The sequence below is a fragment of the Staphylococcus sp. OJ82 genome (assembly GCF_000294465.1).
In the GTDB taxonomy this organism is placed as follows: Bacteria; Bacillota; Bacilli; order Staphylococcales; family Staphylococcaceae; genus Staphylococcus; species Staphylococcus equorum.
The window spans coordinates 112,218-133,962 of record NZ_ALPU01000010.1 but is presented as its reverse complement, the minus strand read 5'-3'; the positions used below and the strand labels follow the sequence as shown (position 1 = coordinate 133,962).

Below are 21,745 nucleotides of genomic sequence, written 5' to 3'. Positions count from 1 at the left end.
TTCAACGAGGTTAAAATTCTATATCTGCACTGATTAAACGATGTTGATTGTTTTCTTCATCCAATACAAGTAAAAAACCATCTTCATCAATATCAAGCGCTTCTCCGTGGAATTGTCTACCATTCTCGGTAAATCTTAATGTTTTATTCCAAATATTCGAGGCTGCTATGTATTCGTCTCGAATAGTTAAAAATGGTTCTGTAAGAAATTGTTTATATCGATATTCAATATGACTTACAAGCGATTGTAAAAAATAGTAGCGGTTAATTTTTTCGTCAGCATGAATGCGGACACTTGTAGCTTTTTGTTGTAGTTCATTACTAAAATCTTCTTGTAAATGGTTCATATTAATACCAATGCCGCAAATAACCGCTTCAATACCATCACTATTCGCAACCATTTCTGTCAAAAAGCCACAAACTTTTTGTTTATTTATATAAATATCATTTGGCCATTTAATGGTAACCGGATCGATACTAAACTGTTGTATCGCATCTCTTATGCCTAGAGCCATAAATAAATTAAATTTTGTTATCATTTCAAAAGGTACATCAGGTCTTAAAACAATCGACATCCACAAGCCCTTTCCTTTGGAAGAGGACCAAGGCCTATTGAATCGGCCTTTACCTTGTGTTTGTTCGTCACTTAAAATAAGAAAGGTGTTTGTATTACCTACTAATTTTTGTTTAGCCAGTAATTGAGTTGAATTAATACTTTCCAATATTTCAACATGATCAAATACATTTTGTGCTTTTAGCATTGGTAATACAATGCCACTATACCATTTATCAGGTAATTGGATTAAGCGATGCCCTTTATGATTCACTGATTCAACCTGACACCCTTCTAATTTAAGTTGATCTATTACTTTTTTTACAGCTGTACGTGAAATGCTTAATTGTTCTGCTATAAATTGACCCGATATGTAATCAGGTTGGTGCTGATATAACATTTGAACAACATCTTTACTATACTTGGACATGTGTTTTCACCCACTTTAGCAGTTCTGGTTTAAAGTTTTTGACCTCACCTGATATTATGGCACATTCAACTTGACGTAATATGGGTTTAAGCCATGCACCACTTGGTTTATCTAATACTTGTAATATATCTTTACCATTTATATCCATTTCTTTTCTTGATGAAATCGGTAACTTTTGGCTAATTTCATTGATGGAAGCAGCATTAAAAATCAATGGAGATACCTTTATAATATTATTACTATTGAGCATACGTTCATAACTTAGTACTTGTAGTATATCTTCTTTTCCGAAATCATAAACAAATAACTTCAAACTTTGTTTGCTGTGGATTTCTGGCATTTGTTGTAACATGCGTTCGAGTCTAATGATATATTTTTTTTCATTGTTGCTAATTTTCAAATCTGATAGCTGTGTGTCAACATCGGGTTGTTGTGCTTTTAAGAATGCAATTAACATTGATAATGATATTGATTCTTCTAATATGAATTTTGATAAGTCAAAACGTTTAAAAAATGGTATATAATTAAATGCATTAAAGTACTTTAAATTATTGAAACTTTGGGCCACATATTGACCTAATGTTAATTTTTTAAGTTCAATTACGATACGTTCAATAGATAAATGCGCAATATCTGCTATATGGGCATGCATACCATTAAATGTAGCTTTCTCCAACGTAAACCCAAGTTGTGATTGAAAGCGCAAACCTCTAATAATACGTAATGCATCTTCGTTAAATCGTTCTGCTGGATCTCCAACTGTCTTGATTAATCGCTGTTCTATATCTTTTAGTCCATCAAAGTAATCATGGATTTGATAATTCACATCCATAGCAATGGCATTCATTGTAAAATCTCTTCGTTTTACGTCTTCGTATAAGTCTCTTACAAAAAAGACTTCATTAGGTCTACGATGATCATCATACTCACCTTCAGCACGAAAAGTTGTCACTTCATATTGATCGCCATTATAGACGACATTAATCGTACCATGTTCCCTACCAATAGGAATGGTCTTATCAAATACTGCTTCAATTTCATCTGGTGTGGCACTAGTCGTAATATCAATATCATGAATTGATTTTTGCATTAAGTAATCTCTAACTGCCCCACCAACATAAAATGCTTGGTACTGATGTTTTTGTAAAGTTTCTAAAATTGGCTTTGCCGCTTCGAATAATGTTTTAGTCATTGTTACCCTCTAACATTTTTTTGTAGTAATACTCATATTGATCTGCAATTAAGTCAGACGAAAAGCGTTCTGAGACATCTGCTAGCATTTGTGTTTGCATTGTTTTATAAAGCTTTGCATCTGTGAGTAATTTTAAGGCATACTCACTTGCGCTTGTACTATCACCTACATCAACTAAAAAACCAGTATCTTCATGTTTAATGACTTCTTTAATTCCACCAGCCGTAGATCCAATTGGCACTACTCCGGATTTCATTGCTTCAAGTAGTGTTAGACCAAAACTTTCTTTTTCACTTAGTAGTAAGACTAAGTCTGAAATTTGATAAAATTCACTAACCCAATTTTGTTTTCCTAAAAAAAGAACTTCATCTTCAATATTTAGATCACGTGCTTTTTGTTTCATATCCATTAATTCTGGACCATCGCCTAATAATAATAATTTTGACGGCATAGATTTATGTACTTTTGCAAATGTATCGATAATTGTATCAATACGTTTTACACTTCTGAAGTTTGAAACATGAATTAAAACTTTCTCTTCTGGTTTAATTCCATAACAAGCTTTTAATCGTTCATCTTCTTCAGTTTGTACATCAGGTTTTGTTGGAAATTCATTTTCCCGAACAAAATTATATATTGGAATAATTTCTTTATCTGTTTCAATGATATCATTAGTTTGTTTTGCGAGTGACTGGCTTACACTCGTCACAATATCGCTTTCTTCTATACCAAATTTAATTGCGTTTTTTAAAGAATGGTCATAACCTAGTACAGTTATATCAGTCCCATGCAATGTAGTCATAATTTTAATGTCTTTTTTGGACATGTGTTTTGCTAAAATACCACAAACTGCATGAGGGACTGCATAGTGCATATGTAACAAATCTAAATCATACTCATTGATAACCTCAGCAATTTTAGTACTTAAAGTTATGTCATAAGGAGCATACTGAAAAACAGCATACTGATTGACTTCAACTTGGTGAAACGTGATATTTGGTAATGGCTTGCGTATTCTAAAAGGTATATTAGATGTAATAAAATGGATGTCATGCCCACGTTCAGCAAGTTTTATGCCTAATTCAGTGGCGATGATTCCAGAACCACCCATAGATGGGTAACAAGTAATGCCTATTTTCATAAGGTGGGACACCCTTTCTATTTCAAATTAAATTATTTTCGTTCAAAACGATCTTTATCACGTGTATTAAATTTTTTCATTGTTTCATCAAAGCTTTCTGTCATGTCAATATCTAAAGAATTGGCAATACATAATAAAACGAATAAATTATCACCTAGTTCTGCTTTAATTGTATTTTCGTCTTCTGTCTCTTTTTTCTTTTTCTCACCATGGTAGTGATTAATCTCTCTTGCCAGTTCACCAACTTCTTCAGTTAATCGCGCAAGATTAGCTAAGGGAGAGAAATACCCTGTTTTAAATTGACCAATATAGTCATCCACTTCAGTTTGCATATTTTTCATAGTCTTCATCATATACGCCTCACATTCTAACGGTTTCTTATATAGTATAGACTAATTTTAGGCTTCATGCATTATTCCTGCAATAGTTAACCGTTATATTATTTACTATTTGACTATAATCGTTTTAATTTGTTTATTTCATTATTGCACGTAATTAAGTAGTAACCACTTCTTTTTAAAAGTGAGTAAATTAATATTTTTGCTTAGATGTGTTTTTTTGGTGAGATTTAAATCCGAAATAATAAGAATGTCAGTTTAAACAAAAATGGAAGCAAGACAGAAATCTAATTTTTCTAATAAGATTTCGTCGTCCCACTCCTGCAAAGATGACTAAAAAAATAAGGTTGAGACATAATTATATGTCTCAACCTTATTTATATTATTATTCACTTGATCTAGCAATAAGAATAAATCTTGCAAGCTCTGCTAATGCAACTGCAGTTGAAGCAACATAAGTCATTGCCGCTGCTGTAAGTACTTTTTTAGCATGGCGGTGTTCTTTTTCATTAACAATGTCTAAGCTTTTTATTTGTTTCATAGCTCTACTACTTGCGTTAAATTCAACTGGTAGTGTAACAATTGAGAATAATACTGCAAGAGACATGAATGCAATTCCAATCCATAATGCTGTAGAACCTAAAGTACTTTGCATAGTAGTTAAAATAATACCTGCAAATACTGCTAAGTAACCAACTGAACTACCTACGTTAGCTAGTGGGACTAAAGATGTTCTGAATCTTAAGAAGAAATAACCTTCTGCGTGTTGTATCGCATGACCAACTTCGTGGGCTGCAATTGCTGTACCAGCAACTGAAGGTCTACTGAAGTTAGCTGGTGATAACACAAGAACTTTTTTTCTAGGGTCGTAATGATCTGTTAAGAACCCTTTTCCTTCAACGACATCAACATCATAAATGCCGTTTGCATGAAGTATTTCTATAGCAACTTCTTGACCTGTCTTACCACTTGTCGATCTTACTTGTGAATATTTTTCATAATTAGACTTAACTTTGTGCTGCGCCCATAAAGGCAATACCATTAGAATAACAAAGTATATAATCATATAGATAAAAGACAAAAATCCTCACTCCTTTATAAACATTTTACTGTGAACGTTAATGATGGTCAAATATTTTATCCTTTTTAAATCGAGTTAAATTTAAATATAGCACTAAAGGTATGACACTTAACCAAAACGCGAGGTAAGCAATACCTTCAACATGGTTAGCAATGAAATCATAGTAAGGATATTGCATAAATACATAATCAATAATGTCATTATGGAATACCCATATCACAGCAATAGTAAAAGCAAGAATAGTAATTTTAAATCTTGGGTAAAAGAAAAATGCCTCTATAGCCATAATACCGTGAGAAAATATAAGCATACAGCCAATAATTGTAACTGAGTCGTATTGTATAAACATAATGATGTTCATAATAACTGCCCATACACCATATTTTATCAGCGATACAAAAGCTAAAGCTTCAATAATTGGTAAGTTCTTACCTGCGATAAGTCCGATTAATGCAATACATAAAAATAATGAAGCAGTTGGACTGTCTGGCACAAACGGTATGAACTGCCAACTCGATACACTCAGTTGATTACCATACCATATATAACCATATATCGTGCCTAATAAATTACAAATAAGCAGAAAGTAAAGTACACCTTTATTATAAATGAGTAAATGCCATAAAGATTTTATATTCATAAGGTCAATCCTTCATTGTTTTATTTACATTTCTTAACTCAAAAGTATTAAGGATTTGAGTTAATTGATAAAACAGTGCTTTATCATGCAATTGTAAACTTAAATCAATATTATCTTGTAAATGCGTGATAATAGAGGACTCGCTTTGCTTTGATAGCGGGATACTATAGATGTCTTGCATATACATAGCATAGTATGGTGAATGTAACAATTGCATTAATAATAATTCATCTAAACGAGTCTCTCGAGATTGTGCTTTGCTAAAATGCAGTTTGATATCAAAAGACACAGCATCATTTGCTATATAATTGAAGATTTCGTCACTATTAATCAACTGCTGGTTTTTAAGTGTAAACCTGATTCCTTGTTGCTCAGTATCTTCCATAGCAATTTCCAAAATATGATGATCGGAAATGAGTTTATCCACAAAATGAATTTGTTGTAGTAACTCAGGTGAAGACTTAATTAAGTTTAATACCCACACACTAATCCTAGATTTAAACTGATATTGAAAAAGCAGATATTCAATGAAATTAGCTTTCACTTGTTGTAGGGTATTACTCATCTTACTCACCTTCCTTGACTAGAAAGATAATAATCTTTCTGCTTCATCATGCCATGTTTCATTGCTTGGATCTAATTCCAGTAATTGATTTAGCATTGTTTTTGCTTGTTCAATTTGTCCGATTTCAACTAGATAGAAATAATAATCACTTAGAAACGCAGATTGCGTGTGCAATATTGGATATGCTAATTCAAAGAAATGTTGTGCTTCTTTGTCACGTTCCTCTTGTCCTAACGCAAATGCTAAATGCCACATAAATACGGGATCTAAATCTTCTTCATCAACATATTTCAATAATGCTATAAGTGCCTCGTAGTCTTCTTCTTGTCTATATAAATCACTTAGGATTAAAAGTGGTTCTTGGTAAGCATTATCAACTTCTAAGGCTTGCAATAATAATTGTACACCTTCATTAGCATCGCCATGTTCAATTGCTATACTGCCTGTTGATACCATCAACTCTTTATAAAATTGACTTAATCTCAAGCCTTCTTTACCAATTTCAATGGCTTCTGCATGGTTATGTTCATTTTCATAAAGTTGTTGCAGATAAAAATAGCCTTGTAAGAAGTCAGGATCTTTAGATAATAGTGTTTGAACTAAATTAATTGCTTCTTGAGAGAGCTCATTTTTTTCATAAGCAATCGCTTTTTTAAAGTAATCTTCAGAAACCATTTCTTCTTCATTGATTTCATCGAACATTTTAATCGCATCACTGTAGTTTCCACTTTGCAAACTACAATCTGCTAAGCGAGAAAATAAATTTGTGCCATTCACTTGATATTCGCCTGTTTCAAGCACAGTTTCGTATTCAGAAACTGCACGTAAGTATTGTCCGTCAAAATACAATAATTCAGCAAGTGCATAGTGTATAATTGGATCATTTGGTTCTATATCTATGGCGTCGACTAATTTATCTATCGCAACTTCTAACATATTTAATTGTTGATATAAATCAGCTTCTAACATTAAACGTTCAGTTGATAATTCAACTTGGTTTAAATATTCTAAAGCTTCATCAGTTTGATTCTCAGCCATTAAACCTTCGATGAAGTAGATAAGTAGTTCACTTTCATCAGGATATTTATGGTATAACGTACGGAATACTTCGAGCCCTTGAGGCATTAAACCGTAATTATATAACGTTTCACCAAGTATAAAAAGTGCATCGTCCTTTGGAGAACTTAATGCTTCATTCACACGAGTGTCTAAGTTATCTAATTTTTGTAAGTTGATATCGTCTATGAGTTTATAGATATCTTCCATACTTTTATCCCTCTTTTTCTAATTGTTTTAACTTCGTTAAGAAACCTGGGAAAGAAACATTTACAGCATCGAATTGATTAATAGTTAACGATTCATCTGTTAATAATGATGAAATAGCAAGCATCATACCTATACGATGATCAGTAAAACTATCGACTGTTGCTGTTTGCTCCAAAGTTGAAGGATGTATAATCATACCATCGCTTGTTGGTTGTAACATAAATCCTAATAAATTTAGCATATTCGCAGTCGTATCAATACGATTTGTTTCTTTAACTTTCAATTCTTCTGCATCTTTTACAATACTTGTACCTTCAGCTTGTGAACATAGTAATGCTACAATTGGAATTTCGTCAATTGCTCTTGGCACTAAATCTCCATCAATTTGGAGTGGTTTCATATCAGGTGAATATTGTATGCGGATTGAAGCAGTTGGTTCTGGACCATCTGTTTGATTGAATAGCGTAATGTTCCCTTCCATTTGTTTCACGATATCTATAATACCTGAACGTGTTGGGTTTATGCCAACATTGTGAATTGTAATATCACTGTCTTTTGTTATCAAGCCCGCCACTATAAAGTATGCTGCTGAAGAAATATCACCTGGCACATGAAAATCTACGGATTGAATATGTTCGATTCCTCGTTTTGGCATTTCTATCGTTTTCCCATCAGTAGTAATAGGAATATGGAAATGTTGGAACATCGTTTCTGTATGATTGCGTGTTGTACCTAATTCTTTAACAGTTGTCGGCTCTTCTGCAAACAAACTGGCGAATAAAATTGCACTTTTCACTTGTGCACTCGCAACTTCCATTTGATAAGACATGCCGTTAATTTGTGCAGGTTTAATGATTAGCGGTGTGTAATTATTATCGACGCCTGTTATATTAGCGTTCATTAAGCTTAAAGGTTTCATAATTCTGTCCATCGGTCTTTTACCAATAGATTCATCACCTGAAATAACAGTTTCGATGCCTAAACCACTTAACAGACCAGCCACCAAACGTGTCGTTGTACCAGAATTACCTGTATAAAGTACTTGATGAGGCGTTTTGAAGTGGTTATACCCAGGAGAATTAATTTCTATTTTATCTTCGCCAACAGTAATTTCAACACCTAATTGTTGGAAAATTTCCACTGTATTCAGGCAATCTTCACCAAGAAGTGGTTTATATATTGTAGAGATGCCAGATGCAAGAGAACCTAACATAATGGCTCTATGTGTCATAGATTTATCTCCTGGTACTTCTATTTCACCAATCAATGGTCCGTTAATATCAATTGTTTTACTGTTTGTCAAAAAATCCACCTACTTTTTAAAATATGTTAGGAAATCTGTGAATGCATGTAGAAGTGTTGGCTTATCTATGTGTTTTACTACAGGATTGCCAATGCCATCCAATAATACCATTTGAATCCCTTGTTGATCATTTTTCTTATCTTTTAACATGAGTTGATATAAAGTTTCAAACTCAAATTCATTAATGATATCTAATGGGTAATTTAATGAGACTAAATAATTAAAATAATGAGATATATCAAAATCTCTATTTAAGACTTTATTAGCAACAATAAATTGATAAATAATACCTATCATCACTGCATGGCCATGAGGAATTTTAAAGTTGTATTCAACTGCATGTCCAAATGTGTGACCTAAATTTAAAAATTTACGGACATTGGATTCTTTTTCATCTTTGACGATAATATTTAATTTCGTTTGGATACCTTTAAATAAATAATATTCAATTTCATTTAATGAAGCGAGTGCTGGCTGATCAGAGTATTGTGTTTCAATATTTTGTACAGCTTCCATGTCACTCAATAAGGCATGTTTATAAACTTCTGCATACCCACTTAAAATTTCTCCATAGGGTAAAGTTGTTAGAAAGTTCAAATCATAAATAACGGCATTAGGTCTATAAAAAGCGCCTATTAAATTCTTACCATGTTTAGAATTAATACCTACCTTGCCTCCTACACTTGAATCATGTGCAAGAATAGTCGTTGGTACTTGAATAAAATCTACACCTCTTAATAAGGTTGCAGCAAGGAATCCTGTAAAATCGCCAGTAGCGCCACCGCCAACTGCGATTAAACAAGTATCACGTGTTAATTGTTTACTGAGTAATACTTCAATCGTTTCTTCATAAAAGGCTAACGATTTTGTCGTTTCACCAGAAGGAATGATAAGTTTATGTGCGCCATATTCAGAACTGATAAAATCTATCTTTTCATTCCAATTATTATTTACCGTTTCATCAACTACCAACACAACATCTTTATAATCATTTATATATTGATGTAATTGATCTAATGCATGGTGTTCTACAATAATTGGATAGTTATTGGATGTATAAGTAGTTTCTAATTTCATATGCTCACCTAGTTACTTCATAAATTTTAAATTGCTACTTAGTATTCTATATTTAATAAACGACGCTCATCTATTTGTGATTTTAACTGTTCTATATGATTACTTTGAAATTCTTCAAGTAATGCTTTTGCAATTTCAAATGCTACAACATTCTCGACTACAACACTTGCTGCGGGTACAGCACAGCTGTCAGAACGCTCAATAGATGCTTTAAATGATTCTTTTGTATTAATATCAACGGAGTTTAGTGGTTTGTAAAGTGTTGGGATTGGTTTCATTACACCATTAACTACGATAGGCATACCATTAGACATACCACCTTCGAATCCACCTAAATGATTTGACCCTCTGTAGTAACCATTTGTAGTATCATACAAGATTTCATCTTGAATTTCACTGCCTGGTTTTTCAGCTGCTTTGAACCCTTCACCAAAGCTTACCCCTTTAAATGCATTAATACTTACAACGCCTTGGGCAATTCTACCATCAAGTTTACGATCGTAATGTACATAACTACCAATACCTACTGGTAAGCCTTCGACAATTGTTTGAACTACACCGCCGATTGTATCGCCTGCTTTTTTAGCTGAGTCAATTTTAACGCGAATTTCTTGAGCTATCTCATCATTTACAACACGAACATCATTTTTATCAATATTAGCTTTAATCGTTTCAAGATCATATTCGATATCATCTTTGATACCACCAATTTCAACCACTCTACTATAAAAGTTAATATCTAATTGTTTTAATAAAATTTTAGAAACTGCACCTACTGCAACACGTGCAGCAGTTTCTCTTGCTGAAGAACGTTCTAACACGTTTCTTAAATCTCTATGATTGTATTTCATACCACCAATTAAATCAGCGTGGCCAGGGCGTGGTTTAGTAATTACACGTTTCATATTGTCTTGATCTTCTTCACTTATTGGATCAGCACCCATGATTTTCTTCCAATGTGTAAAGTCATCATTTGTAACAATCAATGTGATTGGACTACCTAAAGTATAGCCATTACGCACTCCTGAAACAATTTCAACTGCATCCTTTTCAATTTGCATACGACGACCTCTGCCGTATCCACCTTGTCGTTTAAACATTTCTTCATTAATATCTGCTACGTTGATTTCTAGATTTGCTGGTACACCTTCAATAATTACAGTTAACTGTGGTCCATGTGATTCACCAGAAGTTAAATATCTCATACTTTTCCCACTCCGTTCCTTTAGTACTTTAAATTATAATATTCTCTATATCTTATCACATTCAATTGTTCAAATTAACAGAAAAATTTACAAATATTGAATCTTATGAAAACTTCCATGTTTTAAGTGTAACATTTGAATATTTTTTATAGTAATAACTTTAGATTTTATATAGAAATATTAACATTTTCCAATATTATCTATTAAATAGGGGGAAAAGAAAGCAAAGGTTAAATTTGATTTTTTACTCTCCATCTACAACATTTTATCCACTATACTAAGTATATTGTATAAATAAATGTTAAGCATAAAATAAAAAAGCTAACTGAATTTTTCAGTTAGCTTTTTTATTATAATAATTCATTTCATAAAGCCTATGATTTATTGAAGTTAACGTTATTCGTATAACCATGCTTCACGTGATCCAGTATAATCACTTAATTCTTCAGCTTTAAACCAAAGGTTAATTTCTTTTTTAGCTGATTCTACCGAGTCTGAACCATGAATAATGTTTCTACCTACAGTTAAACCTAAGTCTCCTCTAATAGTGCCTGGTGTAGCTTCAGATGGATTAGTTTTACCAATAATATGACGCGAAATATTTACTGCATCTTCACCTTCAACTACCATAGCGAAAACTGGTGCAGAAGTGATGAAGTCAATCAATTTGTTATAGAACGGTTTATCTGTGTGTTCTGCATAATGTTCTTCTGCAAGTGACTGTGGTACAGTCATAAATTTACCGCCTACAAGCTTTAGTCCTTTACGTTCAATACGAGAAATGATTTCTCCTACCAAATTGCGTTGTACCGCGTCTGGTTTGATCATTAGAAATGTTCTTTCCATAATGTGTGAATCCCCCTGTTTGTTATGTATCAATTGTACAGTAATTATGTACATGACTATGTATCAATAAAATATTATGTTTTGAGATACATTAATATATTAACAGGTAATTAAAGCGCTTTCAATGCTTTTCATATAATTATAAATTTCTTTTCCCCACTTTTTTAATTAATTTCTTAAATAAAGGTTTAGCAGCTTCGCTTTCCAATTGATCAAGTAGGTTTAATGCTTTTTCTAAATATTTATCACTGATTACTTGTGATTCTTTTATAACGTCAGATGATTGAATGCGTTGGATACAATAGTCAAACGTCTCTTGATCTGTATCTGGAGTAAGTTGTTGTATTTGCGCTTTAAACTCTGGGTGCTTTCTCATTTCTAATAATACAGGTAAAGTGATATGACCATTCATTAAATCACTACCAACTGGTTTCCCTAATTTTTTTTCTGTACTTGTAAAATCGAGGATATCGTCAACAATTTGAAAACTCATGCCAATATAATGACCAATCATTTTTAAATTATGAACTGTTTTCAAATCAGCACCAGAAGCAATCGCACCTACTTCCGTAGATAATTGTATCAGTAATGCTGTTTTGCGATTAATTCTGCGCAAATAACTCGTGATTGTTTGATAACCATTAAATTGATCTTGAAATTGAAATAGCTCCCCCATACATACTTCAACGATGGCATTTGAAATCACCGAATGAATACGGTTATCTTCAATGCTTGAAATATGTTCAAGCGCTGATGCAAGTAAAAAGTTACCGGCAAGAATAGCAGTATTTTGATCCCACTTTTTAGCTATAGTCAAGCTTCCTCGACGTTTATCACTCTTATCTACGACATCATCGTGAACTAAAGTTGCCATATGAATTAATTCAAGCGCAACAGCTACACGATAAACATCCTCATTCATTTCTTTACCAAACTGGCTACTTAAAATTACAAAGGCAGGTCTAACGCGTTTACCACCTGAAGAAAACAAATGATAAGAAGCATCTTCTAGTACTTTATCATTGCTTATAAGAGATTGTTCTAATCGCTTTTCGATTTTCTTTATTTCACTATTCATGTTTAACTTTGACACGTTAATCACCTTTGGTTGATTCATTTTTATTTATAGCCAAGGTGCATCGCTGCAACGCCACCTGTAAAGCTACGTATTTTTATATTACTGAAACCTGCTTGAGTAAACAGACGTTTTAACTTTTCTTTATCTGGAAAATCAAAAGTAGATTGTTGTAACCATTCATACTCATCTTTGGATTTTGCAAAAATTTTACCGAAAATAGGCATTATAAATTTAAAATAGAGTTTATAACCTTGTTTGAATACTGGTGTTGTAGGTTGGCTAGTTTCTAAACAGACAACCATACCACCTGGCTTAAGCACTCTGTATAATTCTTTAAGTGTAGCTAAATAGTCAGGTACATTACGTAAACCAAACCCAATCGTTACATAATCAAATTCATTGTCTTCAAATGGTAGATTCATTGCATCGCCATGTACAAGTTGTATATTATGCATATCTTGTGTTTTACCTTTGCCGACTTCGAGCATGTTTTCACTGAAATCTACACCAATGACTTCGCCTGTGGGTCCTACAGCCTTACTGAGTGAGATAGACCAATCAGCAGTACCACAACATACGTCTAAAGCTTTACTACCAGGTTTAACGTTCATTTCTTTCATAACCCGTTTTCTCCAAGTCTTATGTTGCTCAAAGCTAATAATATTATTTAGGCGATCGTATTTGCCAGAAATATTTTGAAAAACGTCATGTACTTGTTCTTTTTTTGCTTTATTATCTGCCATAGTTAATTACCTCTTTTTTGAATGTATTTCAGTCTTTATTTCACCTAAAAATGTAAGTAATTCATCTTTAGAAAATTTACTTAAATAAGAAGGATGTTTTTTAGCTAAGTTCGCTAATAATTTGTCATTGAGTGATTCAAGATTGGCATCAGGAGCAAAATGTTGAATTGTAATACGTGGAAATAGGTTTTCAACTTTTAATATATATTGACTGATGTTCTCTTTAGTAAGTGCATCGTGATGTATTGACGACTTCATTTCATTCACTGCAACGATTGCTGCACTTATTTCTTTTTGATAAGTTGGAGCGTTTAACTTTGCTAATAATGTATAAAAATGTGCGCTCAATAAGTCACCAATTAAAATAGACTTTTTAGACGATAACGTTGTAGAAACTTCGTCTAAATGACGCATCGCAGTATCTATTGTGAGGCAAGCCAATCTAGCTTCTTCAGGAATATCATATGAATCGAGAATTTGCGCTAAGTTTTCATCAATAGCTATAGATTCATAATAATGTATACCTTTAAGTCTATGTACAATTTGTTTTTCTAATATGCTTAATGTCGTTTCCATGTTCACACCTCACGTTATTATCCATATACATATTAACATTATATAGAGAAAAATAAAATCAACGATAGTTATAGTGGTAAATATTTATGTATGAAGTATTTGTATAAATACATTTTTAGAGTGATGAAACGATTAATCTTTTGACTTATGTATGTATAATTTAATTTATATTAAGCGCTGTGACAATTATAATATTTAATTTATTTCATCGTTATATCGAATGATATCATATTAAGTATAAATAAATGCAAATTGTTTAACGTTTTTAGATTAAAAGTGTATAAAAAAGAAAAAGCCCCTTATAAAAGGGCTTTAGTTTTAGTAAAGAATTATTTAACTGCGTCTTTTAATGCTTTACCAGCTTTGAATGCTGGAACTTTGCTTGCAGGGATATCAATTTCTTTACCTGTTTGTGGGTTACGGCCTTTACGAGCAGCACGTTCGCGTACTTCGAAGTTACCGAATCCAATTAATTGTACTTTTTCACCTTTAGAAAGTGATGATTGAATTGATTCGAATACTGCATCTACAGCTAAACCAGCCTCTTTTTTAGTTAAATCAGCTTGCTCTGCAACAGCATTGATTAAATCTGTCTTGTTCATTATGAATTCACCTCCCCTAGGGTTTATAATGATACTTAATATCATTATGGTATGACTTTAACACAACGAATACTGCAACTGCAATGATTTATGCGCAGAAAACGTTGAAATAATAGGATTTTAACAACAAATTGCTATATATTTGTTAAAAAGTGTAATAATGCTTCATTATTCTGATTTTTTTCCACGGCCCATAAGATCTTTAACACTCTCATCTACAGGTCTGTTTTCAAATAATACACTGTAAAGTGCATTCGTTATTGGCATGTCAACATCTTGCGCTTTTGCTAAATGATAAACTGATTTTGTGGTGTACACACCTTCGACAACCATATCCATCTCATCTAACGCTGTGTCTAATGATTTTCCTTCACCCAATTTAAAGCCTAAAGTGTAGTTTCTAGAATGCGTAGATGTACATGTAACGATTAAGTCACCAATGCCCCCCAAACCTAAGAAAGTAATAGGATCAGCACCTAGTTTTTCACCTAAACGGCTAATTTCAGCTAAACCTCTTGTCATGAGTGCTGCTTTAGCATTATCACCAAAGCCCATACCTGAAATTACACCGCTTGCTACAGCGATGATATTTTTTAAGGCGCCACCTAATTCAACGCCTACAAGATCATCATTTGTGTAAACACGTAAATAGTCATTCATGAATAAGTCTTGTGTTAATTTACTTACTTCAGGTGACTTAGAAGATGCAGCAACTGTCGTTGGTTGTTTAATTACAACTTCTTCTGCGTGGCTTGGACCTGATAATACACCGATACCTGCGTTATGTTCTGCTGAAATAGAATCTTCTAGCATTTCAGAGACACGTTTATAAGTATCATTTTCTATTCCTTTTGCTACATGTATAAATGTTTTTGGAGTTGATAAAAGTGAATCAATTTCGCTTGCTACTGTTCTCATAGCTTTTGTAGGCAATGCCATTAAAAAGACTTCAGAAAAATTTATAGCATCTTTAATATCTAATGTTGCTTTGATTGAATCATTAATCTTAGCTGTTTTTAAATATTTACTATTGATGTGTTGTTCATTAATTTCATTGATTGTTTGTTCATTTTTACCCCACATCAATACTTGGTGTCCATTTTCAGCTAAAACATTTGCCAAAGCTGTACCGAAACTTCCTGTACCAAAGACTGTTACTTTAGACATGAATATCTCCTCCGATAATTAATTTCTCTTTCTAGGTATAATATGCACAGGTGTACCTTCAAAACCGAATGCTGCTCTGATTTGATTTTCCAAATAACGTTTATAAGAAAAGTGCATTAATTCTACATCATTTACAAAAACAATAAAGGTTGGTGGTTCAATCGCTACTTGCGTAGTATAGAAAACGTTCAATCTACGACCTTTATCAGTCGGAGTTGGGTTCATAGAAATAGCGTCAGTGATTACTTCATTTAAAGTTGAGCTCTTCACGCGTTTTTTATGGTTTTCGCTGGCTTGTGTAATATATGGGAATAACGTTCTAAGTCTTTGACTTTCTTTTGCAGAAACAAATGCAACTTCAGCGTAATCTAAGAATTGGAATTCTTTACGAACCTCATCTTTGAATTTTTTCATAGTATTCGTTTCTTTATCAACTGTATCCCATTTATTTACTACGATTACAATAGCTTTACCTTCTTCATGAGCATATCCTGCCACGCGTTTATCTTGTTCTATAATGCCTTGATCAGCATCAATAACAACTAAAATAACATTTGAGCGTTCGATGGCTTTTAGGGCACGTAATACAGAATATTTTTCAGTATTTTCATATACTTTACCTTTTTTACGCATACCCGCTGTATCAATTAGGACATAGTCTTGGTCGTCATAAGTATATTGAGTATCGACCGCATCACGTGTTGTTCCTGCTATGTTTGAAACGATAACACGTTCTTCACCTAGTATTGCATTGACTAAGCTAGATTTACCAACATTTGGACGTCCGATAATAGATAAGCGAATCGTATCGTCATCATATGGATCGGGTTCTTCTTCTTTAAAGTGTTTGACAACTTCATCTAAAAGATCACCTAGACCTAAACCATGCGAACCAGAAATTGGATAAGGATCGCCAAAGCCAAGCGCATAGAAATCATAGATTTCATTTCTCATTTCTGGATTATCTACTTTATTTACTGCTAAAACAACTGGTTTTTTTGATTTATACAACATTTGAGCAACAACTTGATCACTTTGTGTTAAACCTTCACGTACGTTAACCATAAAAATAATGACATCAGATTCATCAATTGCAACTTCTGCTTGTGCTCTTATTTGTGTTTGGAATGGTGCGTCACCAATTTCAATACCACCTGTGTCGATGACGTTAAAATCATGTGTTAACCATTCGCCTGATGAATAAATTCTGTCTCGAGTCACACCGGGTGTATCTTCTACGATAGATACACGCTCACCTACGACTCTATTGAAAATTGTAGATTTGCCTACATTGGGCCTGCCTACAATTGCTACTATAGGTTTAGTCATAACTAACTTCCTCTCTTTTTTAATCTCTATAATTCTATCATAAGGGGAAAGCAAATCAAAAGAAATATTTAATCTGTACTAATATTATTAGGTTAGTTTTAAAAAATTGTTTTTAGAGATTACATAAAAATAAATCTTGTCCTAAATAGATGTTAGGACAAGATTTAAAATTGGTGTTCAATTTATACGTTAAAACTTGAAGTCTTTTAATTTATCTCCGAAAACATCACCAAAAGTAGGGTTGTCATCATCGTCAGAACCACTTTCCAAGTATGATTTCGTAGTGGCACTATCACTTTCAACTACATTTTCCGCTTCTAATGTTGCTTTAATAGATAACGAAATACGTTCTTTTTCTACGTCGACACCTAGTACTTTGACACCTACGACTTCTCCAGGCTCTAATACTTCGCTTGGTGAACCGATGTGAGTATGTCTTATTTCAGAAATGTGTACTAAACCTTGAACGCCTGGTTTAATTTCAACAAAGGCACCGAAGTTAGTTAGTCTAACAACAGTTCCTTCGATGACATCACCTTCGTTAAACTCACCTTTTATTGATTCAAATGGACTTGGTAAAGTATCTTTAATTGATAATGAAATGCGCTCTGAATCTCTATCAACTGATTTTACTTTTACGTTAACTGTATCTCCAATAGATACTACGTCTTCTGGAGATTTAACGTGTTCATGAGATAATTCAGAAACGTGAACAAGTCCGTCTACGCCGCCGATATCTACAAAAGCTCCAAAGTTAGTTAAGCGTGCAACTTTACCTTCGATAACATCGCCTTCATTAAGTGAATTTAATAAATCGTCTTTTTTCTCTGCATTTTCTAATGCCTCTACAGCTTTACGACTAAGAATGACACGATTATTAGCAGGATCTAGTTCTTCCACTTTTAGTTTAAGAACTTGTCCTTCGAAATCAGAGAAATCTTCAATGAAGTCTGTTGAAATTAATGAAGCTGGAACAAACCCTCTTTGACCAACATCGACTACTAAACCACCTTTTACTACTTCAGTGACTTTAGCTTCAATCGTTTTATTGTTGTCTAATTGTTCTTGTAGAAATTCATATGATTTTTCTGTTTCAAGTTGACGTTTAGAAAGAATATAAGCACCTGTCTCATTTTCTTCGTCATACTCTACTTTTGTAACATATGCACCAATTTCATCACCAACTTTGACAGCATCACCTGGATTGTCTATATGATGCGTAGAAAGTTGACTAATAGGGATAATACCATTAAATTTAGCACCGTTAATGTTTACAATTACTTGTTTTTCATCAATTTCTTGAATCTCACCAGTAACTGTATCCCCTTCTTTAATCTCTTTGATCATTGATTCGTTGAATTCTTCAGTCATCTTGTCTGCCTCCTTATTACACTACATAATTATAACATCTTATAAACTGACAGAATTGTCAAGAAATTCCCCTTTATTATAGGAATTCAAATTCTATTTGTTAAAAAGTTGTAAAATCAGGGTTTATAGCTAACTAAAGCTTTGAAATTTTTACCTAAAATTTACATTTATTTATATATGCAGATCTAATTGATATAAAAATGTACCTTATTTATATACCCTACATTAGTTATTATATAACCTTTTTACACAATTTAAAAAGAAACGGCACTATAATACGCTGTATTTATAAAAAAACTATTATTTTATTTAATTTCAGTAACTAATGATAAAATTTCTTCAGTTACTTTTTCAATACTTTTACCAGTTGTATCTACCGTAATTGCATCATCCGCTTTTTTCAAAGGTGAAATTTCACGTGTCATGTCATAATTATCTCGATCCGCAATTTCTTGCTTTAATTGTTCTACATTAGAGTCGATGCCTCTTTGTTCATTATCTTTTTGTCTACGCATTGCACGTTCTTCAACAGAGGCAATCATATAAACTTTTAAATCTGCATCTGGCAATACAACTGTTCCGATATCTCTACCATCCATAACAATGCCCTTTTGAGCTGCTAATTCTTGTTGCTTTTTAACTGCAAAAGTACGCACAGCTTCTTTAGATGCTACAAAGGAAACATTGTTTGTTACATTATTTTCTCTTAAAAAATCAGTAACATCATAGTTATCTAAAATGACTCTCTGACCTTTTTCTTCATCATATGTTAATGATAATTCAGATGAATCTATCAATTGCGAGAAGTCTTCAGTCTTGTTTTGTTGTAAATATTTATAAGTTATAGCTCGATACATTGCGCCAGTATCTACATAAATCATAGATAATTGTGCAGCAACGCGTTTAGCTATTGTACTTTTCCCTGCTGCAGCAGGTCCATCAAGTGCGATATTAATTAATTTCATTTTAGTAAACCTTCCTTGTTGTTTTATGTATAATATTTTATCATAAATATGTAAGTTATAAATAGGAGGAATGCCCATATGAAAAAACTTCTTCTCATACATACTGGTGGGACGATTAGCATGTCACAAGATGAAACTAATAAAGTAGTAACAAATTCAGACAATCCAATATCCAACCATCAAGACATTATTAAACAATATGCTGATGTAACAGAAATTACGCCATTTAACGTTCCATCCCCACATATGAATATAAAGTATGTAGAAACATTAAAGCATATTATTGAAGATGCTAATAGGGATGAAAATTATGATGGGTTTGTTATTACACATGGTACAGATACGTTAGAAGAAACGGCATACTTATTAGATCTTACTATAAATGTTTCAAAACCGATAACAATTACGGGTGCTATGCGTTCTTCAAATGAAATTGGCTCAGATGGTTTATATAATTTTATCTCAGCTATTAGAGTGGCTTCAAGTGATAATGCAGCAGATATGGGTGTTATGGTTGTATTTAACGATGAAATTCATACTGCACGAAATGTGACTAAAACGCACACCTCCAATACGAATACATTCCAGAGTCCTAATCATGGGCCATTGGGCGTAGTGACAAAAAATAGTGTTCAATTCCACCATAAACCATACGAACATTTAGTTTTAAATGATATTAACCATGATTTAAACATTCCTTTAGTAAAGGCTTATATGGGTATGAATAATGATGTATTAAACTTTTATAGTGAGCATCAAGTTGATGGTATTATTATCGAAGGTCTAGGACAAGGCAACCTTCCACCTACTTGTTTGGAAGGCCTAGAAAAGTGTTTAGATAAAGAGATACCAGTTGTGCTTGTCTCACGCTCATTTAATGGTATTGTTGGCCCAATTTATGCCTATGAAGGTGGCGGTGCTACCTTAGCTGAAAAAGGCGTTGTTTTTTCAAATGGATTAAATGGACCGAAAGCAAGACTTAAACTTTTAGTAGGTTTAAGTAACCAATTAAACGCTAAGCAGTTAAAAAAATATTTCGAATCACAGTTATAATGATTTTAAAAAAGAAATGATGGTTTCTACTTTATTAAACGTAGAAACCATCATTTTTTAATTGATTTTGCAGAGCTGGGCATGAGACAAAAATGTCATTAGAAAAATTTAATTTCTGTCTTACGCTCTAGTTTATTATATTATTATGATTCAAGTGGTGTTTGTTTTTTAGATAAAATACTTTGAGTGATAATACCGCCGTGGTATTTGCCGTTTTCTATAAATATTGTATTTGCATCATTGCCTGCCGCAATGACACCAGCGATATAGCAATTTTCGACATTTGTTTCATAAGTTTCTCTATTATAAACTGGTGCAGTACCAAACTCATTACTATTGATATCTATACCAATTGATTGTAGGAAATCATAGTCTGGATGATAACCAATCATAGCAAAGACATAATCATTAGGAATTTCAATTGTTTGATTTCCTTGCTCATAAAATACACTATCTTCTGTTATTTTAGTAACATTTGAATTAAATGCCATGTTAATTTTTTCATGACGTACTAAAGATTCAAAATTTGGTAGAATCCAAGGTTTAATTGCTTTTGGATAATCTTCTCCGCGATAAATAACTGTTACGTTTGCTCCAGCCTTTTCTAACTCTAGAGCAGCATCTACAGCTGAGTTTTTACCTCCGACAATTACAACATTTTGGTCAAAGTAAGGATGTGCTTCTTTAAAATAATGCATTACTTTTGGAAGCTCAGCTCCATCTACTTCAAGATGATTATGATGACCATAATAGCCAGTTGCTACAGTAAGGAATCTACATTGGTAGACATCTTTAGTTGTTGTAATCGTAAAACGGTTATTAATTTTTTTCACTGTGAGGACTTCTTCGAAAGCGTTAACTCGCAATTGATGATGCTTAACCACTGCTCTGTAATATACTAGAGCTTGATTTCTGTGTGGTTTGCTTTCTTCAACAATAAATGGAATATCCCCAATACTTAATTTATCACTTGATGAAAAGAAAGTTTGATGCGTTGGATAATTATAGATTGCATCTACAACATTTCCTTTTTCAATAACTAAAGTATCAATACCTTTTTTCTTTTGTTCAATAGCAGCACTTAATCCGCAAGGACCGCCACCAATAATTATACTTTCAACTGTTTGCATAGTTTATTTGTCCTCCTTATACCACCAATATATTATACCAGTAGTTTAGAAAAAACCAAATGATAGAAATCGAATATTCTTGCACAAATTATATT

General features: G+C 32.8%; 22 protein-coding genes. 1 reads left to right on the top strand and 21 read right to left on the bottom strand.

Annotated features, from left to right (window positions below; genetic code table 11):
• Positions 1-10: 10 nt before the first annotated feature.
• The 20 genes from SOJ_RS08095 to cmk form a co-directional block, all read right to left on the bottom strand.
• Positions 11-982, bottom strand: a complete 972-nt coding sequence (locus tag SOJ_RS08095; RefSeq protein WP_002507580.1) for a biotin--[acetyl-CoA-carboxylase] ligase — start codon at positions 980-982, stop codon at positions 11-13.
• Positions 969-2,174: a CCA tRNA nucleotidyltransferase gene (locus tag SOJ_RS08090; RefSeq protein ID WP_002507579.1), complete on the bottom strand. Its 1,206-nt coding sequence runs from the start codon at positions 2,172-2,174 to the stop codon at positions 969-971. The genes SOJ_RS08095 and SOJ_RS08090 overlap by 14 nt, the downstream gene beginning before the upstream one ends.
• On the bottom strand, positions 2,167-3,315 hold the full coding sequence (gene bshA / locus SOJ_RS08085) for an N-acetyl-alpha-D-glucosaminyl L-malate synthase BshA (protein WP_002507578.1): 1,149 nt from the start codon (positions 3,313-3,315) through the stop codon (positions 2,167-2,169). Before bshA ends, SOJ_RS08090 begins: the two co-directional genes overlap by 8 nt.
• A gap of 32 nt (positions 3,316-3,347) precedes the next feature.
• A complete protein-coding gene (locus tag SOJ_RS08080; protein ID WP_002512428.1) occupies positions 3,348-3,665 on the bottom strand; it encodes a nucleotide pyrophosphohydrolase in 318 nt (105 codons plus the stop codon).
• A gap of 373 nt (positions 3,666-4,038) precedes the next feature.
• A complete protein-coding gene (locus SOJ_RS08075) occupies positions 4,039-4,734 on the bottom strand; it encodes a zinc metallopeptidase (protein ID WP_002512429.1) in 696 nt (231 codons plus the stop codon).
• 37 nt (positions 4,735-4,771) lie between these two features.
• Positions 4,772-5,374 (bottom strand): DUF1405 domain-containing protein, encoded by a 603-nt coding sequence (locus tag SOJ_RS08070; protein ID WP_002507575.1) that lies wholly within the window; start codon positions 5,372-5,374, stop codon positions 4,772-4,774.
• Between the two features lie 4 nt (positions 5,375-5,378).
• Positions 5,379-5,939, bottom strand: coding sequence for a YpiB family protein (locus SOJ_RS08065; RefSeq protein WP_002507574.1), 561 nt, complete (start codon positions 5,937-5,939; stop codon positions 5,379-5,381).
• An 18-nt stretch (positions 5,940-5,957) separates the two neighbouring features.
• Positions 5,958-7,205 carry a tetratricopeptide repeat protein gene (locus SOJ_RS08060; RefSeq protein ID WP_002507573.1) on the bottom strand — a complete coding sequence of 416 codons (1,248 nt, stop codon included), beginning with the start codon at positions 7,203-7,205 and terminating at the stop codon, positions 5,958-5,960.
• A gap of 4 nt (positions 7,206-7,209) precedes the next feature.
• On the bottom strand, positions 7,210-8,508 hold the full coding sequence (gene aroA, locus SOJ_RS08055; RefSeq protein WP_002507572.1) for a 3-phosphoshikimate 1-carboxyvinyltransferase: 1,299 nt from the start codon (positions 8,506-8,508) through the stop codon (positions 7,210-7,212).
• A 9-nt stretch (positions 8,509-8,517) separates the two neighbouring features.
• The gene (gene aroB, locus SOJ_RS08050) at positions 8,518-9,585 is read right to left on the bottom strand and encodes a 3-dehydroquinate synthase (RefSeq protein WP_002507571.1); all 1,068 of its coding nucleotides are present in this window, start codon (positions 9,583-9,585) and stop codon (positions 8,518-8,520) included.
• 38 nt (positions 9,586-9,623) lie between these two features.
• The gene (gene aroC / locus SOJ_RS08045) at positions 9,624-10,790 is read right to left on the bottom strand and encodes a chorismate synthase (RefSeq protein ID WP_002507570.1); all 1,167 of its coding nucleotides are present in this window, start codon (positions 10,788-10,790) and stop codon (positions 9,624-9,626) included.
• A gap of 396 nt (positions 10,791-11,186) precedes the next feature.
• Positions 11,187-11,636 (bottom strand): nucleoside-diphosphate kinase, encoded by a 450-nt coding sequence (ndk, locus tag SOJ_RS08040; RefSeq protein ID WP_002507569.1) that lies wholly within the window; start codon positions 11,634-11,636, stop codon positions 11,187-11,189.
• Between the two features lie 139 nt (positions 11,637-11,775).
• On the bottom strand, positions 11,776-12,729 hold the full coding sequence (locus tag SOJ_RS08035; protein WP_176722569.1) for a polyprenyl synthetase family protein: 954 nt from the start codon (positions 12,727-12,729) through the stop codon (positions 11,776-11,778).
• Positions 12,730-12,755: 26 nt separating this feature from the next.
• The gene (locus SOJ_RS08030; RefSeq protein ID WP_002507567.1) at positions 12,756-13,457 is read right to left on the bottom strand and encodes a demethylmenaquinone methyltransferase; all 702 of its coding nucleotides are present in this window, start codon (positions 13,455-13,457) and stop codon (positions 12,756-12,758) included.
• 6 nt (positions 13,458-13,463) lie between these two features.
• Entirely contained in the window at positions 13,464-14,033 is a 570-nt protein-coding gene (locus SOJ_RS08025) for a hypothetical protein (protein ID WP_002507566.1), read from the bottom strand.
• A 329-nt stretch (positions 14,034-14,362) separates the two neighbouring features.
• Positions 14,363-14,635, bottom strand: a complete 273-nt coding sequence (locus SOJ_RS08020) for an HU family DNA-binding protein (RefSeq protein ID WP_002483248.1) — start codon at positions 14,633-14,635, stop codon at positions 14,363-14,365.
• Positions 14,636-14,803: 168 nt separating this feature from the next.
• A complete protein-coding gene (locus SOJ_RS08015) occupies positions 14,804-15,802 on the bottom strand; it encodes an NAD(P)H-dependent glycerol-3-phosphate dehydrogenase (protein WP_002507565.1) in 999 nt (332 codons plus the stop codon).
• An 18-nt stretch (positions 15,803-15,820) separates the two neighbouring features.
• Positions 15,821-17,131 carry a ribosome biogenesis GTPase Der gene (gene der, locus SOJ_RS08010; RefSeq protein WP_002507564.1) on the bottom strand — a complete coding sequence of 437 codons (1,311 nt, stop codon included), beginning with the start codon at positions 17,129-17,131 and terminating at the stop codon, positions 15,821-15,823.
• Between the two features lie 189 nt (positions 17,132-17,320).
• Complete coding sequence (gene rpsA, locus SOJ_RS08005; protein ID WP_002507563.1) at positions 17,321-18,502, bottom strand: 30S ribosomal protein S1; 1,182 nt, start codon at positions 18,500-18,502, stop codon at positions 17,321-17,323.
• A gap of 305 nt (positions 18,503-18,807) precedes the next feature.
• Positions 18,808-19,467 (bottom strand): (d)CMP kinase, encoded by a 660-nt coding sequence (gene cmk, locus SOJ_RS08000; RefSeq protein ID WP_002507562.1) that lies wholly within the window; start codon positions 19,465-19,467, stop codon positions 18,808-18,810.
• Positions 19,468-19,545: 78 nt separating this feature from the next.
• Between cmk and SOJ_RS07995 the strand changes: the two genes are divergently transcribed.
• Positions 19,546-20,520: an asparaginase gene (locus SOJ_RS07995; protein WP_002507561.1), complete on the top strand. Its 975-nt coding sequence runs from the start codon at positions 19,546-19,548 to the stop codon at positions 20,518-20,520.
• A 143-nt stretch (positions 20,521-20,663) separates the two neighbouring features.
• Here the strand turns inward: SOJ_RS07995 and ypdA are convergent, their stop codons facing one another.
• Complete coding sequence (ypdA, locus tag SOJ_RS07990; protein WP_002507560.1) at positions 20,664-21,650, bottom strand: bacillithiol disulfide reductase YpdA; 987 nt, start codon at positions 21,648-21,650, stop codon at positions 20,664-20,666.
• Between the last annotated feature and the right edge of the window lie 95 nt (positions 21,651-21,745).

Coding starts and splice junctions, on each gene's coding strand:
- SOJ_RS08095 (WP_002507580.1), bottom strand. CDS start 982: ATGTCCAAGTATAGTAAAGATGTTGTTCAAATGTTATATCAGCACCAA.
- SOJ_RS08090 (WP_002507579.1), bottom strand. CDS start 2,174: ATGACTAAAACATTATTCGAAGCGGCAAAGCCAATTTTAGAAACTTTA.
- bshA (WP_002507578.1), bottom strand. CDS start 3,315: ATGAAAATAGGCATTACTTGTTACCCATCTATGGGTGGTTCTGGAATC.
- SOJ_RS08080 (WP_002512428.1), bottom strand. CDS start 3,665: ATGAAGACTATGAAAAATATGCAAACTGAAGTGGATGACTATATTGGT.
- SOJ_RS08070 (WP_002507575.1), bottom strand. CDS start 5,374: ATGAATATAAAATCTTTATGGCATTTACTCATTTATAATAAAGGTGTA.
- SOJ_RS08065 (WP_002507574.1), bottom strand. CDS start 5,939: ATGAGTAATACCCTACAACAAGTGAAAGCTAATTTCATTGAATATCTG.
- SOJ_RS08060 (WP_002507573.1), bottom strand. CDS start 7,205: ATGGAAGATATCTATAAACTCATAGACGATATCAACTTACAAAAATTA.
- aroB (WP_002507571.1), bottom strand. CDS start 9,585: ATGAAATTAGAAACTACTTATACATCCAATAACTATCCAATTATTGTA.
- aroC (WP_002507570.1), bottom strand. CDS start 10,790: ATGAGATATTTAACTTCTGGTGAATCACATGGACCACAGTTAACTGTA.
- ndk (WP_002507569.1), bottom strand. CDS start 11,636: ATGGAAAGAACATTTCTAATGATCAAACCAGACGCGGTACAACGCAAT.
- SOJ_RS08030 (WP_002507567.1), bottom strand. CDS start 13,457: ATGGCAGATAATAAAGCAAAAAAAGAACAAGTACATGACGTTTTTCAA.
- SOJ_RS08025 (WP_002507566.1), bottom strand. CDS start 14,033: ATGGAAACGACATTAAGCATATTAGAAAAACAAATTGTACATAGACTT.
- SOJ_RS08020 (WP_002483248.1), bottom strand. CDS start 14,635: ATGAACAAGACAGATTTAATCAATGCTGTTGCAGAGCAAGCTGATTTA.
- SOJ_RS08015 (WP_002507565.1), bottom strand. CDS start 15,802: ATGTCTAAAGTAACAGTCTTTGGTACAGGAAGTTTCGGTACAGCTTTG.
- der (WP_002507564.1), bottom strand. CDS start 17,131: ATGACTAAACCTATAGTAGCAATTGTAGGCAGGCCCAATGTAGGCAAA.
- rpsA (WP_002507563.1), bottom strand. CDS start 18,502: ATGACTGAAGAATTCAACGAATCAATGATCAAAGAGATTAAAGAAGGG.
- cmk (WP_002507562.1), bottom strand. CDS start 19,467: ATGAAATTAATTAATATCGCACTTGATGGACCTGCTGCAGCAGGGAAA.
- SOJ_RS07995 (WP_002507561.1), top strand. CDS start 19,546: ATGAAAAAACTTCTTCTCATACATACTGGTGGGACGATTAGCATGTCA.
- ypdA (WP_002507560.1), bottom strand. CDS start 21,650: ATGCAAACAGTTGAAAGTATAATTATTGGTGGCGGTCCTTGCGGATTA.